Annotated in this window: 11 protein-coding genes; 9 read left to right on the forward strand and 2 right to left on the reverse strand. The window is 67.1% G+C overall.

Annotated elements, in window-relative coordinates; translation table 11 throughout:
- Positions 1-194 precede the first annotated feature (194 nt).
- The 6 genes from R9B84_RS17620 to R9B84_RS17645 all read left to right on the forward strand — a co-directional run bounded on the left by R9B84_RS17620 (position 195) and on the right by R9B84_RS17645 (position 7,854).
- The gene (locus tag R9B84_RS17620) at positions 195-1,349 is read left to right on the forward strand and encodes an ABC transporter ATP-binding protein (RefSeq protein WP_423760658.1); all 1,155 of its coding nucleotides are present in this window, start codon (positions 195-197) and stop codon (positions 1,347-1,349) included.
- A gap of 63 nt (positions 1,350-1,412) precedes the next feature.
- Entirely contained in the window at positions 1,413-2,651 is a 1,239-nt protein-coding gene (locus tag R9B84_RS17625; protein WP_423760659.1) for an ABC transporter substrate-binding protein, read from the forward strand.
- A gap of 76 nt (positions 2,652-2,727) precedes the next feature.
- Positions 2,728-3,645 (forward strand): carbohydrate ABC transporter permease, encoded by a 918-nt coding sequence (locus R9B84_RS17630; RefSeq protein WP_423760660.1) that lies wholly within the window; start codon positions 2,728-2,730, stop codon positions 3,643-3,645.
- A 12-nt stretch (positions 3,646-3,657) separates the two neighbouring features.
- On the forward strand, positions 3,658-4,509 hold the full coding sequence (locus R9B84_RS17635; protein WP_423760661.1) for a carbohydrate ABC transporter permease: 852 nt from the start codon (positions 3,658-3,660) through the stop codon (positions 4,507-4,509).
- 38 nt (positions 4,510-4,547) lie between these two features.
- The gene (locus R9B84_RS17640) at positions 4,548-6,518 is read left to right on the forward strand and encodes a beta-galactosidase (protein WP_423760662.1); all 1,971 of its coding nucleotides are present in this window, start codon (positions 4,548-4,550) and stop codon (positions 6,516-6,518) included.
- A gap of 4 nt (positions 6,519-6,522) precedes the next feature.
- Positions 6,523-7,854 (forward strand): sugar efflux transporter, encoded by a 1,332-nt coding sequence (locus R9B84_RS17645; protein WP_423760663.1) that lies wholly within the window; start codon positions 6,523-6,525, stop codon positions 7,852-7,854.
- Positions 7,855-7,881: 27 nt separating this feature from the next.
- On the opposite strand, the gene R9B84_RS17650 is transcribed toward R9B84_RS17645, so the two are convergent.
- Complete coding sequence (locus R9B84_RS17650; protein WP_423760664.1) at positions 7,882-9,045, reverse strand: glycoside hydrolase family 53 protein; 1,164 nt, start codon at positions 9,043-9,045, stop codon at positions 7,882-7,884.
- A gap of 261 nt (positions 9,046-9,306) precedes the next feature.
- On the opposite strand from R9B84_RS17650, the gene R9B84_RS17655 reads away from it, so the two are divergent.
- The 3 genes from R9B84_RS17655 to R9B84_RS17665 all read left to right on the forward strand — a co-directional run bounded on the left by R9B84_RS17655 (position 9,307) and on the right by R9B84_RS17665 (position 14,295).
- Positions 9,307-9,513, forward strand: coding sequence for an NnrS family protein (locus R9B84_RS17655; protein WP_423760665.1), 207 nt, complete (start codon positions 9,307-9,309; stop codon positions 9,511-9,513).
- A 601-nt stretch (positions 9,514-10,114) separates the two neighbouring features.
- A complete protein-coding gene (locus tag R9B84_RS17660) occupies positions 10,115-11,665 on the forward strand; it encodes a glycoside hydrolase family 28 protein (protein WP_423760666.1) in 1,551 nt (516 codons plus the stop codon).
- Between the two features lie 437 nt (positions 11,666-12,102).
- Positions 12,103-14,295, forward strand: coding sequence for a TonB-dependent siderophore receptor (locus R9B84_RS17665; protein WP_423760667.1), 2,193 nt, complete (start codon positions 12,103-12,105; stop codon positions 14,293-14,295).
- Positions 14,296-14,324: 29 nt separating this feature from the next.
- Here the strand turns inward: R9B84_RS17665 and R9B84_RS17670 are convergent, their stop codons facing one another.
- Positions 14,325-15,131 carry a response regulator gene (locus R9B84_RS17670; RefSeq protein WP_423760668.1) on the reverse strand — a complete coding sequence of 269 codons (807 nt, stop codon included), beginning with the start codon at positions 15,129-15,131 and terminating at the stop codon, positions 14,325-14,327.
- Between the last annotated feature and the right edge of the window lie 117 nt (positions 15,132-15,248).

The following is a 15,248-nucleotide window of genomic DNA, read 5'->3' on the forward strand; positions in this document are numbered from 1 at the left end:
AGAAGCGGGGGTATGTTTGCTCATATTCTGGGAGTGTGTCCCACAAGTTGCGCAGGGACAGGCGATACGCTAATTTCTCGACACATCACATGAAGGAGACGACATGGTACGGCGAACCGGGCCGATCGCGCCATCGGAATTTAAGCGTTTAAATTTTCCAATTCAACGCGCGTGATTCAGGGGAGGAGGGCGCGATGACCGCCATTTCATTGAAGGACGTCTCGAAGCGCTACGGCGACCATGCGCCGGTGCTGCGCAACGTGAACCTCGAGATTGCGTCGCACGAGTTCTGCGTGTTTCTCGGTCCGTCGGGCTGCGGCAAATCCACGCTGTTGCGGATGATTGCAGGGCTGGAGGACGCGAGCGAAGGCGAACTGCGGATCGGCGGCGCGCGCATGAACGACACGCCGCCCGCCGAGCGCGGTGTCGCGATGGTGTTCCAGAGCTATGCGCTGTTTCCGCACATGACCGTGTTCGACAACATCGGCTTCGGGTTGCGCATCGCCGGTGTGCCGAAGGACGAGATTCGCCGCCGCGTGACCGAGGCCGCGCGCGTGCTGCAGCTCGACGCGCTGCTCGAGCGCAAGCCGAAGGCGCTGTCGGGCGGCCAGCGGCAGCGCGTCGCGATCGGCCGCGCGATCGTGCGCGAGCCGCGCGTGTTCCTGTTCGACGAGCCGCTGTCGAATCTCGACGCGACGCTGCGCGGGCAGACGCGTGTCGAGATTGCGCGCCTGCATGCACGCTTCTCGCAGTCGAGCTCCGTCTACGTGACGCACGACCAGATCGAGGCGATGACGCTGGCCGACCGGATCGTGCTACTGCACGCGGGCGACGACGTCGCGCGCTTCGGCAGCATCGCGCAGGCCGGTGCGCCGCTCGAGCTGTATCACCGGCCGGCCAACCGTTTCGTCGCGGGCTTCATCGGCTCGCCGCGAATGAACTTCCTGCCGGCGGCCGTCGTATCGAGCGATGCACACGGATGCCGCCTGCGCGTCGACGGCACGGACGAGGTGCTGACGTTGCACGACCGTCCGTTGCCGTCCGGCATCGGCCCCGGTGCGCGCATGACGCTGGGCATCCGTCCCGAGCATCTGTCCGCCGGCCCGGCCGGCGACGCCGGGCTGCCCGCGATCGTGCGCGATGTCGCGCTGGTCGAGCAACTGGGCGAGGCCGCCTACGTGCATCTCGACCACCCCGGCGGCGTGCCGCTGCTCGCGAAGCTGCCGGGGCAGGCCACGCTGCGGCGCGGCGAGCGCCATGCGTTTCGCGTGCCGCCGTCGTGTTGCCACCTGTTCGACGAGGCGGGCATCGCAGTGCCGGCCGTTCGTGCCGAGGCGATGTTCGCCTAGCGGCGCGGCGCCGATCCGCCGCGCGCGACGCGGCATCCATCACACCAATACCAGGAGACAACGATGAGACTTCGTGCGAGCCGAGTGCTGCTTGCCCTGACGACCGCCGCCGCGCTGACGGCGGGTACGGTCGACGCGGGCACGCTCAAGGTGAATGTAGCCTCGCGTGGCAACCAGCGCGCGACGTGGCAAGCGGTGTTCGACCAGTTCCGCAAGGCGAATCCGGACATCGACCTGAAGGTCAGCTACGTCAGCGAGGAGGCGTACAAGGTGCAGATGTCCGGCTGGCTCGCGACCGATCCGCCCGACGTGCTGAGCTGGAACAACGGCGAGCGGCTCGCCTATTTCGCGAAGCGCGGGCTGATCGAGGATCTGAGCCAGGACTGGCAGAAGAACGGCTGGAACGAGACGTATGCGGCCGTGAAGCAGTCGTCGACTTATGGCGGCAAGGTCTACAGCCTGCCGCTCGGTTACGACGCCTATGGCCTGTTCTACCGCAATGACCTGTTCGAGAAGGCCGGCATTCATGGCGAACCGGCCGACTGGCCGCAGTTTCTCGACGCATGCCGCAAGCTGAAGGCGGCGGGCATCGCGCCGATCGCGGTGGCCGCGCGCGATGCGTGGACGCTTGCCGCATGGTTCGACTACCTCGACCTGCGGATCAACGGCTACGCGTTCCACCAGAAGCTGATGGCGGGCGACGTCGCTTATACCGATCCGCGCGTGCGTGCCGTGTACGCCGCATGGAAGAAGCTGATCGACGACAGGTATTTCATCGACAACGCGCTGTCCTACGACGTCGATTCGCTGAGCCCGCTGATCGTCAACGGTCAGGCCGCGATGACGCTGATGGGCACGTGGTATTCGGCGGGCCTGCTGAGCGCGGCGCACAACCCGATCGGCTTTTTCCGCTTCCCGGTGATCGACGCGTCGGTGCCGCTCGCGGAGGACGGCCCGGTCAACGTGATGGTCGTCCCGGCGAAGGCGCACAACAAGACGGACGCGCGCCGCCTGCTCGCGTTCATCGGACAGCCTGCGATCAACGGCGAGTTTGCGAAGGGCATGGGTCAGTTGCCGTCGAACAACCGGGCGCCCGAGCCGCAGGACCCCATCTCGAAGATCGGCTTCCATACGCTGGCGACGACGCAGGGCGGCATCGCGCAGTTCTACGACCGCGACATGACGAAGGAAATGGCGGACGAGGGGATGAAGGCGATGCAGCAGTTCCTGTCCGACCCGACGCAACTCGACGCGATCCTCCAGCGTCTCGAACAGACCCGCAAGCGCATCTACCGGAAGTAGCGTGCCGGCCGGATCGGCCCTGGCCGGTCCGGCGTTCCGTTGTCGTCGTCATGTTCGTTTCGTCGAAGGTCACATCATGTCAACCAGCCTGTCCGAAGGCGTCGCGCGTCGCGACGCCGGCCCGCAGCGGCATGCGCGCGCGTCGCTCGCGCGCCGGCGCAACCGTGCCGCACTGCTGTTCGTGCTGCCGGGTTTCGCGCTCTTCACCGTGTTCGTGCTGTATCCGATCGTCAGCAGCATCTGGCTGAGCTTCCATCACTGGGACGGGATGACGCCGATGACGTACGCAGGGCTCGACAATTATCGCGAGCTGCTGCAGTCCGACACGTTCTACGTCGCGTTGAAGAACAACGTGCTGTGGCTCGTGCTGTTCCTCGCCGCGCCGCCGCTCGGCCTCGCGCTCGCGCTGTACCTGAACCAGAACGTGTTCGGGATCCGGCTCGTGAAGTCGCTGTTCTTCGCGCCGTTCGTGCTGCCGGGTGTCGTCGTCGGCCTGGTGTTCTCGTGGTTCTACGACCCGACGTTCGGGCTGCTCAAGCTGATCGTAGGACACGGGATCCCGGTGCTCGGCGATCCGCGTTATGCGACTTACGGCGTGATCGCTGCCGCGCTGTGGCCGCAGATCCCGTTCTGCATGATCCTCTACCTGACCGGGCTCACGGGCATCAACGCCGAAATCGTCGAGGCCGCACGGATGGAAGGCGCGCGCGGCTTCACGCTGCTGTGGCACGTGATCCTGCCGCAGTTGCGCCCCGCCACCTTCATGGCGGTGGTGCTGACCGTGATCGGCGCGCTGCGCAGCTTCGACCTGATCTCCGTGATGACGGGCGGCGGCCCGTTCGACAGCTCGACCGTGCTCGCGTACTTCATGGTGGACCAGGCGATCAAGTATTACCGCGAAGGCTATTCGGCCGCGATCGCGGTGGTGCTGTTCGCGATCATGCTCGTCTATATCGTGTGGCAGCTGCGCAAGCTGGTGCGCGTTGAATCATAAGGATTGCGATTCATGTACCCGATGCCCGTATCACGCTGGGGACGTTCGTCCCGCTGGCTGTACCGCCTGTCGCTGCCGTGCGCGCTCGTGCTGTGGCTCGTGCCGCTGCTCGCGGTGCTCGTCACATCGGTTCGTTCGACCGACGAGGTCATGGCCGGCAACTACTGGGGCTGGCCGAAGCAGTTCGCATTCTTCGACAACTACGGCGCTGCGCTCACGCAGACGCCGATGCTCCACTACTTCGCGAACAGCATGCTGATCACGCTGCCGTCGGTGGCCGCATCGATCCTGCTCGCGTCGCTTGCAGGCCATGCGCTCGCGAACTTCCGGTTCCGCGGCAACGTCGTGCTGCTCGGGCTGTTCGTCGCCGGCAATTTCGTGCCGATCCAGATCCTGATGATTCCGGTGCGCCAGATCATGCTCGGCATCGGGCTCTACAACACCGTATGGGCGCTCGTGCTGTTCCATACCGCGTTTCAAACCGGGTTCTGCACGCTGTTCCTGCGCAACTTCATCCGCGAGTTGCCGTTCGAGCTGATCGAAGCCGCGCGCGTCGAGGGTGCGTCCGAGTGGGCGATCTACTGGCGCGTCGTGCTGCCGCTCGTGCGGCCGGCGCTCGCGGCGCTCGCGATCCTCGTGTTCACGTTCGTGTGGAACGACTACTTCTGGGCACTGTGCCTCACGCAAGGCGACGACGCGGCGCCGATCACCGTCGGCGTCGCCGCGCTCAAGGGGCAGTGGACCACCGCTTGGAACCTCGTGTCGGCCGGTTCGGTGCTCGCCGCGCTGCCGTCGGTCGCGATGTTCTTCGCGATGCAGAAGCACTTCGTCGCGGGGCTCACGTTCGGCGCGACAAAAGGCTGAAGCCGTCCAACCCTTCCTCTTCCTGCAAGGAATCCACGATGCACCTCGGCGTTTGCTACTACCCCGAACACTGGCCGCGCGAACAATGGGATCGCGACGCGCGGCGGATGGCCGAACTCGGCCTGACCCGCGTGCGGATCGCCGAATTCGCGTGGAGCCGGATGGAGCCGGAGCCCGGCCGCTACGACTGGGCGTGGCTCGACGAAGCGATCGACACGCTCGCACGCCAGCACCTGAAGATCGTGCTCGGCACGCCGACCGCGGCACCGCCGAAATGGCTCGTCGACCGTCATCCGGAGATCCTGCCGGTCGGCGCGGACGGCGCCGTCCGGCAGTTCGGTTCGCGTCGCCACTACGACATCTCGAGCCCCGTCTATCGCGAACACTGCGTGCGGATCGCCGACGCGATGGCGCGGCGCTATGGCACGCATCCGGCCGTGATCGCGTGGCAGACCGACAACGAACTCGGCTGCCACAACACGTTGCCGAGCTACACGCGCGCGGCGCTGACGGGTTTTCGCGGATGGCTCGCCGTGCGCTACGGCGACATCGGCGCGCTGAACCGCGCATGGGGCAACGTGTTCTGGAGCATGGAATATCGCGGCTTCGACGAGATCGAATTGCCGCGCCATACGCCGACCGACGCGAATCCCGCCCACGTGCTCGACTTCCGGCGCTTTCAGTCGGACGAGGTCGCGCGCTTTCATGCGGTGCAGGTCGATGCGATCCGCGCGCACGCGCCGGGGTGCGACGTGCTGCACAACTTCATGGGATTCTTCACCGAATTCGATCACTACGCGTTCGCGCGCAGTGGCCTCGATGTCGCCGCGTGGGACAGCTATCCGGTGCCGCGTACCGAAGTGCTGCCGTTCGACGAGCAGGACAAGCATCGCTGGGCCCGCACGGGCCACCCGGACGTGTCGGCGTTCTCGCACGACCTGTATCGCGGGGTCGGCAACGGCCGGATGTGGGTGATGGAGCAACAGGCGGGGCCCGTCAACTGGGGGCCGTACAACCCGGTACCGCACGCCGGCGCGGTGCGGCTGTGGACGTGGGAAGCGTTCGCGCACGGCGCGGAGCTGGTGTCGTATTTCCGCTGGCGGCAGTATCCGCATGCGCAGGAGCAATTGCATTCCGGGCTCAATACGCCCGATGACCGCTTGTCGCCCGGCGGGCACGAAGTGGCGCGCGTCGCCGACGAGCTTGCGACGCTCGATCCCGCGCTCGTTGCGGGCGAACGCACTTCGGCGCGCGTCGCGCTGCTGTTCGACTACGAGGCCGACTGGATGATCCGGATCCAGCCGCACGGCGTCGATTTCGATTATCAACAGCACGCGTTCGACTGGTATCGCGCGCTGCGCGAGCTGGGGCTCGACGTCGATATCGTCGCGGCCGATGCCGACGTGTCGCGCTATGCGCTGGTCGTCGCGCCGACGCTGCCGGTCGTTCCGGACCGTGTCGTCGAGCAGGTCGCCCGCAGCGGCGCGCGCTGGCTGTTCGGTCCGCGCACGGGTTCGCGCACGGCCGAATTCTCGATCGTGCCGGGCCTGGCGCCCGGCAAGCTGCGCGACGTGCTGCCGATCCGGATCGCGCAGGTCGAATCGTTGCGGCCGTCGCTCGTGCCGCGTGTTGCGTTCGACGGCGTGGAGGGGCACGCGGTGAAGTGGCGCGACCACGTCGACACGGACGCGGCGGCCGGAATCGACGTGCTCGCGACATTCGACGACGGCGTGCCCGCGCTGGTGCGGCGCGCTCACGTGACGATGGCGACCGCGTGCTTCGATCGCGCCATGTTGCGTGCGATCGTCGGCCGTTGCGCACGCGGTGCCGGATTGCCCGTGGCGGTGCTGCCCGACGGCCTGAGACTGCGCCGGCGCGGGCGCGTCGTGTTCGCGCTGAACTACGGCGACGCACCGTGCACGCTGCCCGCGCCGGCCGGCGCGCGATTCGTGCTCGGCGGCCCGGAGCTCGGCGCGGTCGACGTGGCCGCATGGATCGAGCCGGACTGACGCGATGCGGTCGCTACGGTCGCTACGGTTGCATTTCGCGGGCCTGGCCGGGATCGCGCATTTCGTTCCGCTGTCCGCCGCGGCGCTGATGCTTGGCGTCGCGATGTCGTTTACCGCGCCGTACCTGTCGCTGTTCGGCGTCGAGGCGGTCGCGATGTCGCCGTTTCTCGCGGGTGTGTTCATGACGCTGATCGCGGCGAGCGGCGTCGTCGCGAGTACGTGGGCCGGCCGCTGGTCCGATCGCCGCGACCGGCACCGGCCGCTGCTCGTCGTGTCGCTCGCGGCCGCCGCGCTCGGGTTCGCGCTGTTGTGCGTGCTCCGTGCGCCCACGCCCGTGATCGCGGCCGGCACGATCCTGCTCGGCGCGGGTGCCGTGTCGCTGTCGCAGATCTTCTCGTTCGCGCGTGCGGTGCTGCCGGTCGACAGCAGCGCGCAGCGCGAGCTGGCGTCGGCCGCGCTGCGCACGATGCTGTCGGTCGCATGGGTATTCGGCCCCGCGCTCGGCGCGCTGATCCTAGCGCAGACGGGCTTCACCGGGCTCTTTCTCGCGGCAGCGGCCGGATTTTTCGTGTGCGCGGTGATCGTCGCGCACATTCCGGAGCCCGCGCGCCGGCCTGCGGCGGCCGATGCGGGCAGGTCCGCCGCGGCGAGCGTATCCGGCGGCGATCCGGTGCCGCCGGACGAGGCAGCGCCGGCGGTCGCCGCACCGCCGGCGGTCGCCGCACCGCGTGCGGTCGTGCTGCGCACGCTTGCCGCGCTCATGCTGATCGGGCTCGCGGCGAACGCGACGATGATCGTGCTGCCGCTGTATATCGTGCGCGGGCTGGGCGGCACGCCGACGAACGTGTCGGCCGCGCTCGGTCTCGCCGCGTTGCTCGAGATCCCGATGATGCTGTGGCTCGGCATCCGTTCGGCGCGGCTGAACAAGGCGCGCTGGCTGACGGGCTGCGCGGCGGTGTATGCCGCGTACTTCGCCGGGCTCGCGGCGGTGACGCACGTCGATGCGATCCTGCCGCTGCAGTTGCTGAGCGCGTGCGTGGTCGCGATCACGTCGTGCCTCGGCATGACGCGCGTGTGCGACCTGATGCCGACGCGTCCCGGCACCGCGACCGCGATGTTCTTCAGTACGGCGCGCGTCGGCTCGATCGTGTCGGGTGTCCTGTCGGGCGCGTTCGTCGACCTGTTCGGCTATCGTGCGACGTTCGCCGGATGCGGCGCGCTCGCACTCGTGGCGCTGGTGTTGCTCGCTTGCGATGCGCGCAATCCGCGGGCCGGTGCGACACGTGCAACGGGTGCGTCGAAGCGGCCGCGCAGCCGCTTCGATGCGCCGCACTGACGCGCAGTGCGCCAGTGCGGCGGCAGGTCAGCGTTGCCGGAACGCGTCGAGTGACGACAGCGCGTGACCGTGGAAGTCGAACAGCGTGTTGTTGTCCCACTGGTCGCCCGCGCCGAGCTTCCAGCCGACGCCCGGCGTCGGGATCCATTCCGGCTCCCACCAGAACACGCCCGCGCCGCGATTACCCGGCACACCCTTCACGATGTCGCGCACGGCCGAGAGGAATTGCGCCTGACCGGCCGGCGACGGCGGGAACGTGGTCGATCCGGTGTTCGTCATCGAGTTCGGCTCCGAATCGCCGTCGCTCGTCGTCCACGGGTAAGCGGTTTCCACGACGATCAGCTCCTTGTCGTAGCGCACCGCGAGATCGTTCGCGTTGTTGCGCAGGTCGTCGAGCGAGCCTTGCCATTGCGGGTAGTACGACAGGCCGATCACGTCGAACGCGACGCCGCGCTGCGTCGCACTGTCGAACCACCAGCGGCTCGTCGCGTTGTTGCCGCCGCTGTCGAGGTGCAGCATCACCTTGATGCGCGGATCGACGGCTTTCACCGCATCGTGGCCCGTCTTCAGCAACTGCGCGAGGTTGTCCCACTGGTCGTACTTGCCGAGCGGCCACAGCATGCCGCCCGTGATCTCGTTGCCGATCTGCACCCACTCGGGCCGCACACCGGCGCGTGCAAGCCGGCGCAGCACGTCGGTCGTATACGCGGACAGGAGCGCGCAGGTGTCGGCCAGGTTCTTGCCGGCCCACGCATGCGGCGGGTATTGCTTGCCCGGGTCGGCCCACCAGTCGCTGTAGTGGAAGTCGATCAGGATCCGCATCCCGAGCGCGGCCGCGCGCCGCGCGAGCGCAATCGCGTGCGCCGCGTCGTTGTAGCCGGCCGCGGCGCTCTGGTTGGCAGGGAAGAAGTCCGGATTGCCGGGATCGTTCCAGACCTTGATGCGGATCGCGTCGACGCCGTGCGCGCGCAGGATTTTCAGGCAGTCGCGCGGGGCGCCGTCAAGGTCGAAGAAGGTCGCGCCATGGGCTTCGAGTTCCGGCAGCGTCGAGACGTCGGCGCCCATCGCGAACCGGCTCGCCGTCGCAGCGCGCGCGGTGCGTTGCGCGAAGGCCGGCAGCGGACCGGCCAGGTCGAGGCACGCGAGCGCCGCGGTTGAAACGCTCCAGCGCAACATCGATCGTCTGTTCATCGTCATCCTCCATGTGTGGACCCCATCGGGCACGGGGTCGTCGGCTTTGAAGTTTTAAGCGCTTAAATTTCAGGCCCCGATGCGAGGCCGGATCGAGCGTAGCGCACCCACTGTCGCACACGCAAAGAACGCATGCGTTGCCTACTATCTGGCGAGGCGCGAAAGAGGGCGCATTGCCGGCTTCACGGTCCGGCGTTTCAGGATCGTGGACGATCTCGCCGCGCCGCGGTTGCGCTGACGCGGTTTGCGGACGCGCTCGGCATGCCGGATGGTCTGCTGATCGCCGCCGCGGGCGCGACCGTGCTGCTGCATGCGTGCCGGATCGCCGGCAGGTGTTCGTGGCGGGTGGGCAAGCGGCCGATCGTGTGGATCCTGCAGGTGTCCTGCCTGTGGATTTCGGTCGGATTCACGCTGCTTGAGCTGTCGTTTGCCGACATGATTGCCCATTCGTTCGCAGTGCCTGCATAGACCGTCGGCGGAATCGGCGGCGCGATCATCGCGACGATCACGCGCACCGTGCTCGGTCACACGGGGCTCGTGCTCGTCGCAGGTGTGTGGGAGAGGGTTGTGCTACTGGCTGACGATCGGCGCGGCCGTCGCACGCGTGTTCGGGCCGCTCGTGCTGCGCGCGCCGTACGCGTTCTGGCGCGATGAAATCAGTCATCGCATAACGGCGCGGAGTGTAGCGGAAGCATCACCGTTCCAGAATAAAAAGTTGTTACGAAACAACTCGTCGATCCGGTAGTAATTGCCGCAAATCAGTCAATTAACATGCTAATAAAACGGAGGAGAATGGTGATTGATACGTTTGCGAGATATTATCGTCGCCGGCCCGCAACCAGGAGACACTTCACGTGTGCCGATCGATGCCAGACCATTATTTTAATGTCATCACACAACTGACAATAAGGTGATGTTCTGCGCATCGCATGCCGGTTCTCGGGCCGGTACGACTTCATGCCGGCGCAGCCAGGCCGGCGTCGCTCGACGTATGAAAAAACCGGAGAACAACACGATGACGAGAAGGATCGCAGTCCTTGACGATCGATTCGCGCGACGCGCGGTAAGGATGGCTTCACTTGCCGCGCTGGCCGGCGTGGGCGCGATGGCGGTGCCGGCCACGGCCGCGACGACGGTCGATACGCAATGGGGCACCGTCAGCGAGCCGGCGCTGCCGACGAGCGTCTGCGGCACCGTCGCGGCGCAGCTCGCGCCGGTCGGCGGCTCGGTCGATGCGCTCGATTCGACCGCGTCGAATGCCGAGCACGATACGGCGCGGATCCAGAACGCGATCACGCACTGCGCAGCCGGCTCCGCCGTGCATTTGACGGCCGGTGCGAACGGCCAGACGGCGTTCATCAGCGGGCCGCTGACGCTGAAATCGGGCGTCGCGCTGTGGCTCGACAAGGGCGTCACGCTGTTCGCGTCGCGCAATCCCGCGCTGTATGACAACGGCGTCGGCACGTGCGGCACGGCGACCTCGAGCAGCAAGAAATCGTGCAACCCGTTCATCAGCGCGTCCGGCACGGCGAACGCGGCGATCGTCGGCGACGGCGTGATCGACGGGCGCGGCGGCAGCCTGCTGACGAGCGGGCCGAATGCGGGCCTGCGCACGTGGTGGGACGTCGCGTACCAGAACAAGACGCAAGGCCTGAACCAACAGAACCCGCGGCTGCTGGAAGTGAAGGGCGGCAGCAACTTCACGCTGTACCGGATCACGCTGCAGAACTCGCCGAACTTCCACGTGGTGACGAACGGCGTGACCGGCGTGATCGCGTGGGGCATCAAGATCGTCACGCCGAGCGCGGTGTACACGCGCAGCGGTTATGCATGCCCGAGCGGCACGCAGCCCGACGAGACGACACCCGCCACCTGCTTCACGCCCGACACGGCGAAGAACACCGACGGTTTCGATCCGGGGCAGTCGAGCCAGGTGCTGCTCGCGTTCTCGTACATCAGCACCGGCGACGATCATGTCGCCGTGAAGTCGAGTGCGTCGCCGGGCGTAACGCAACTGACGATCGCGCACAACCATTTCTACTATGGGCACGGCATGTCGATCGGCAGCGAAACGAATGCCGGCGTGTCTGACGTGGATGTGCGCGACCTGACGATGGACGGGTTCGACAGCCCGAACGGCAACGGCCTGCGGATCAAGTCCGATTCGTCGCGCGGCGGCCGGGTGACCAACGTGCGTTTCGCGCAGGTCTGCATGAGAAACGTTGCACGGCCGCTCGTATTCGATCCGTTCTACAGTTCGTCGACCGGCACGCTGTATCCGGATTTCACGAACATTGCGGTCCAGGACTTTCACGACGTCGGCAGCGCGAAATTCGGCGGCGGAAAGGTCACGTTCTCCGGCTATGAAGCGAACGGGCAGCACTTTCCGCTCGGCATCGCGCTGAACAACGTCGTGTTCGACGGCACGCAGCCGACGTTCGAGAAGGACGCCGCGACGCACTACGCGCTCGGGCCGGGCGCCGTGAGCTTCTCCGGCTCGATCGTCACGTCGAGCGCGAACGACGTGACGGTCACGGGTACGCCTGGCACGTCCACGCCGTACGACTGCAGCTCCGCGTTCACGACGCTGAAATCCGTCGTGCCGACTTCGCCGATTTGATCCGGCCGGCATGCGCGCTACGCCGGCGATGGCGTGGCGCGCCCGCCGTCCGTTCGGCGCGTTCTCCGTCGAACCGGCACGTTACCCATTCCGCTGAGCGGCGTTCCAGGGGGCGGCGCGTGGCGGCGGATCGTGCCCGGAAGGTTTGCGATGTGCGACTTCGCATGCCGTCATGCCGTCATGCCGCGATCGGAGACGGCATGAATCGAAGAATGCGCATTTTCAAACGGCCACGCATTTTATTTTTAAAGACCGTGCCACGTTCGACCGGTATGATCGCTGCGCTCGCGAACGGCGCCGTTGGCCAATGCATGCCGACACGCGCACGACCGACATCGGCAGCACGACAATCAAGACAGCGCAGGACGGACGCCGGCGGCGCACCGTACCTCGATCCGGCCGAACGGGCCAAGACAGCACGACGGAGTATTGAAACGATGTGGACGGAGACAGGGGCGGTGCGACGCACATGGGCGATCGCTGCCGGGGGAGCGTTGTGCGTGGCCGCAGCGGGCGGCGCGCACGCGCAGGCGTCGAACGCCGCAGCGGTGCCGCAGGCCGGCACGGCGACGGCCGTGCTGCCGCCGATCGACGTGACGGGAAAGGCCGGCGGATCGTCCGTCGGGCTCGTCGGGCTGCGCACCACCGCCGGCACGAAGACCGACACGCCGGTGGCCGAGATCCCGCAGACGATCAACATCGTGACCGCGCAACAGATCGAGATGACCGGCGCGGCCGACCTGAACCAGGCGCTGCGCTACGTGCCGGGCTTCGCGACGTTCGGCGCCGACAGCCGGACCGACTGGTATGCGGCGCTGCGCGGCTTCACGCCGACGCTGTACGTCGACGGCGTGCCCGCGCCGAATACGGCCATCATCGCGAACTGGCGTGTCGACCCGTACACGATCGACTCGATCGCGGTGCTGCGCGGGCCGACGTCGGTGCTGTACGGCGCGGGCGAGCCCGGCGCGATCGTCGACGCACACACGAAACTCGCCGACGGCGAACGCGTGCGCGAAGCCGGCGTGCAGATCGGCAACGATGCGCGCAAGCAATTCATGCTCGACGTCGGCGACCGGCTCGACCCGGATGGCCGGTATGCGTATCGCTTCGTCGGCGTGGCGCGCGACGGCAATGCGGTGACCGGCCCGAACGGCGACCGTCGCGTCGCGCTGGCGCCGTCGTTCCGATGGCGGCCGAACGCCGACACGTCGCTGACGTTCTCCGCGTCGTTCCTGCAGGACCACGGCGATATCTCGTCGAACTTCCTGCCGGCATCGGGCACGGTGCTGCCGAACCCGAACGGTCGCCTGTCGCAGGACATCTACATGGGCGATCCCGGGTTCAACGACTACCGGAAGAAGCAATGGTCGCTCGGCTACGCGCTGGAGCACCGCGTGAATGCGATATGGACGCTGCACCAGGACGTGCGCTGGTCGCACCTGTCGCTCGACGATGCGACGGTGTTCGGCAACGGCCTGGTGCCCCGCAGCACGACCAACATGATGCGTTTCGCGGGGCTGTTCCAGCTCAACTACAGCCGGCTCGATATCGACAACCACGCGCAGGCGCGCTTCGGCACGGGGCCGCTCGAACATACGCTGCTGCTCGGCGTGCAGTTCGACCGGCAGACGACCACCAACAGCGTATGGCTCGCACTGGCGCCGTCGCTGAACCTGTACCACCCCGTCTATCGGCCCGTCACGGCCGCGATTTTCTCCGGCCCGACGTCGCTCGGCCACGTCGACCAGTACACGGCGATGAACGCGGTCGGGGTGTACGCGCAGGACCAGATCCGCTGGCAGCGCTGGACGATGACGCTCGGCGGCCGCGAGGATCGCGTGAATGCACGGTTCGACGGCCGGACGGCCGGCACGCAGACGCGGCAGGACGTCAGTGCGTTCTCCGGGCGGGTCGGGCTGACCTATCAGGGCGATGCGGGGCTGTCGCCGTATGTGAGTTATTCGACGTCGTTCGATCCCGTCATCGGCGTGCGGATGGTTGGCGGCGGCTTGCCGAAGCCGACGCGCGGCACGCAGACGGAGGCCGGGCTGCGCTGGCAACCGGCCGGCCAAAACCTGATGCTGGGCGCGGCCGTCTACCAGATCGACCAGACCAACGTCGTGACGCCGACGCCGGTGAATCTCGACCCCACCGGCACGACGTCCGTGCAGACCGGCAAGGTGCGCTCGCGCGGCATCGAGCTGAGCGCGGTCGGCAAGGTGACCCGCGAACTGTCGATCGTCGCGTCGTATGTGTATCAGGACGTCAAGAACGTGCAGGCGAACGACGCTTCGCTGAACCACTGGCCGGTGGCCGTGCCGCTGCCGCGGCAGATGGCGTCGATGTGGGCCGACTGGACCTGGCATACGGGTGCGCTGTCGGGCCTCGGGATCGGCGCCGGCGTGCGCTACCAGAGCGCGTTGGCCGGCGCGCCCGACAATTCGCTGACGGTGCCGAGCACGACGCTGTACGACCTGGCGATGCACTACGAGATGCAGCACTGGCGGTTCGCGTTGAACGTCGCGAACCTGTTCGACCGTCGCTACGTCAGCGGCTGCTCGTCGTACGCCGTGTGCGTGTTCGGCAACGAGCGGACCGTGCTGGCCAGCGCGAAATACAACTGGTAGCAGGTCGTCGCGAGCACGCAGAACGCCGGCTATGCGCCGCGTTGCGGCTCGCGGTTCGCAGCGCGCCGGCCCGCGTGGCGCTGGCGCCGCCACTCAGTCGGCGTGATGCCGAAACGTTCGCGGAACGCGGTCGCGAAATTCGCCGGCGTGGAGAAACCGATTTCCTTCGCGATGCTGGCGATGCTGAGCGACGTCGAATCCAGCAGATCCTGCGCGATCCGCAGCCGCTCGTGCCGGAGGTACTCGAACACCGTTTGGCCGAGATTGTCGCGAAACGCGCGCGACAGCCGCTTTTCATGCGTGCCGACCGCACGCGCCAGTTGCTCGACCGTCGGCGGATCGCTCAGCGTCCGCGACAGGTGGCGAATCGCCGCGCGCACGATGATGTCGTCGTCCTTGCCGGCCGCGAACGGATTCTCCGTATCGACAGGCCGCTCGCGCGTGGTCCGTGCAAGCTGCACGCGAATCCGCGCGAGCACTTCGGCCGGCTCGAACGGCTTCACCACGTAATCGACGCCGCCGATTTCGAGCCCTTCGAGGCGCTCGTGCAATTCACCTGCAACGGTCAGGAAGATGACCGGAATCGCGCTCGTCAGCGGATCGGCGGCAAGCAGCCGGCATGCGGTGAAACCGTCCATGCGCGGCATGCGGACATCCATCAGGATCAGGTCGGGCATCAGCGCCTGCGCGCGCTGGCACGCCTGCGCCCCGTCGGATGCGATGCTGATCCGGCAGCCCGTGCCGCGCAGGATGTCGATCAGCAAACGGAGCTGGTCGGGCTGATCGTCGACGATCAGGAGATGGGCGTCGCTCAATGCGGAGATCGATGGGGACATCGTGCACCTGTTCTGGAAAGGCGACTGGCTGCGATCCCGCGGGTGGCCTGCCCGGTTCGAGGGAATCGTCGGAAGCCGCTCTATGACGACGCGCAAACGCATCGCACGCTCGCATCG

The sequence above is a fragment of the Burkholderia sp. NLJ2 genome (assembly GCF_049487195.1).
GTDB lineage: Bacteria > Pseudomonadota > Gammaproteobacteria > Burkholderiales > Burkholderiaceae > Burkholderia > Burkholderia pyrrocinia.

Coding starts and splice junctions, on each gene's coding strand:
- R9B84_RS17650 (WP_423760664.1), bottom strand. CDS start 9,045: ATGAACAGACGATCGATGTTGCGCTGGAGCGTTTCAACCGCGGCGCTC.
- R9B84_RS17655 (WP_423760665.1), top strand. CDS start 9,307: ATGCCGGATGGTCTGCTGATCGCCGCCGCGGGCGCGACCGTGCTGCTG.
- R9B84_RS17635 (WP_423760661.1), top strand. CDS start 3,658: ATGTACCCGATGCCCGTATCACGCTGGGGACGTTCGTCCCGCTGGCTG.
- R9B84_RS17625 (WP_423760659.1), top strand. CDS start 1,413: ATGAGACTTCGTGCGAGCCGAGTGCTGCTTGCCCTGACGACCGCCGCC.
- R9B84_RS17630 (WP_423760660.1), top strand. CDS start 2,728: ATGTCAACCAGCCTGTCCGAAGGCGTCGCGCGTCGCGACGCCGGCCCG.
- R9B84_RS17640 (WP_423760662.1), top strand. CDS start 4,548: ATGCACCTCGGCGTTTGCTACTACCCCGAACACTGGCCGCGCGAACAA.
- R9B84_RS17660 (WP_423760666.1), top strand. CDS start 10,115: ATGGCTTCACTTGCCGCGCTGGCCGGCGTGGGCGCGATGGCGGTGCCG.
- R9B84_RS17620 (WP_423760658.1), top strand. CDS start 195: ATGACCGCCATTTCATTGAAGGACGTCTCGAAGCGCTACGGCGACCAT.
- R9B84_RS17665 (WP_423760667.1), top strand. CDS start 12,103: ATGTGGACGGAGACAGGGGCGGTGCGACGCACATGGGCGATCGCTGCC.
- R9B84_RS17645 (WP_423760663.1), top strand. CDS start 6,523: ATGCGGTCGCTACGGTCGCTACGGTTGCATTTCGCGGGCCTGGCCGGG.
- R9B84_RS17670 (WP_423760668.1), bottom strand. CDS start 15,131: ATGTCCCCATCGATCTCCGCATTGAGCGACGCCCATCTCCTGATCGTC.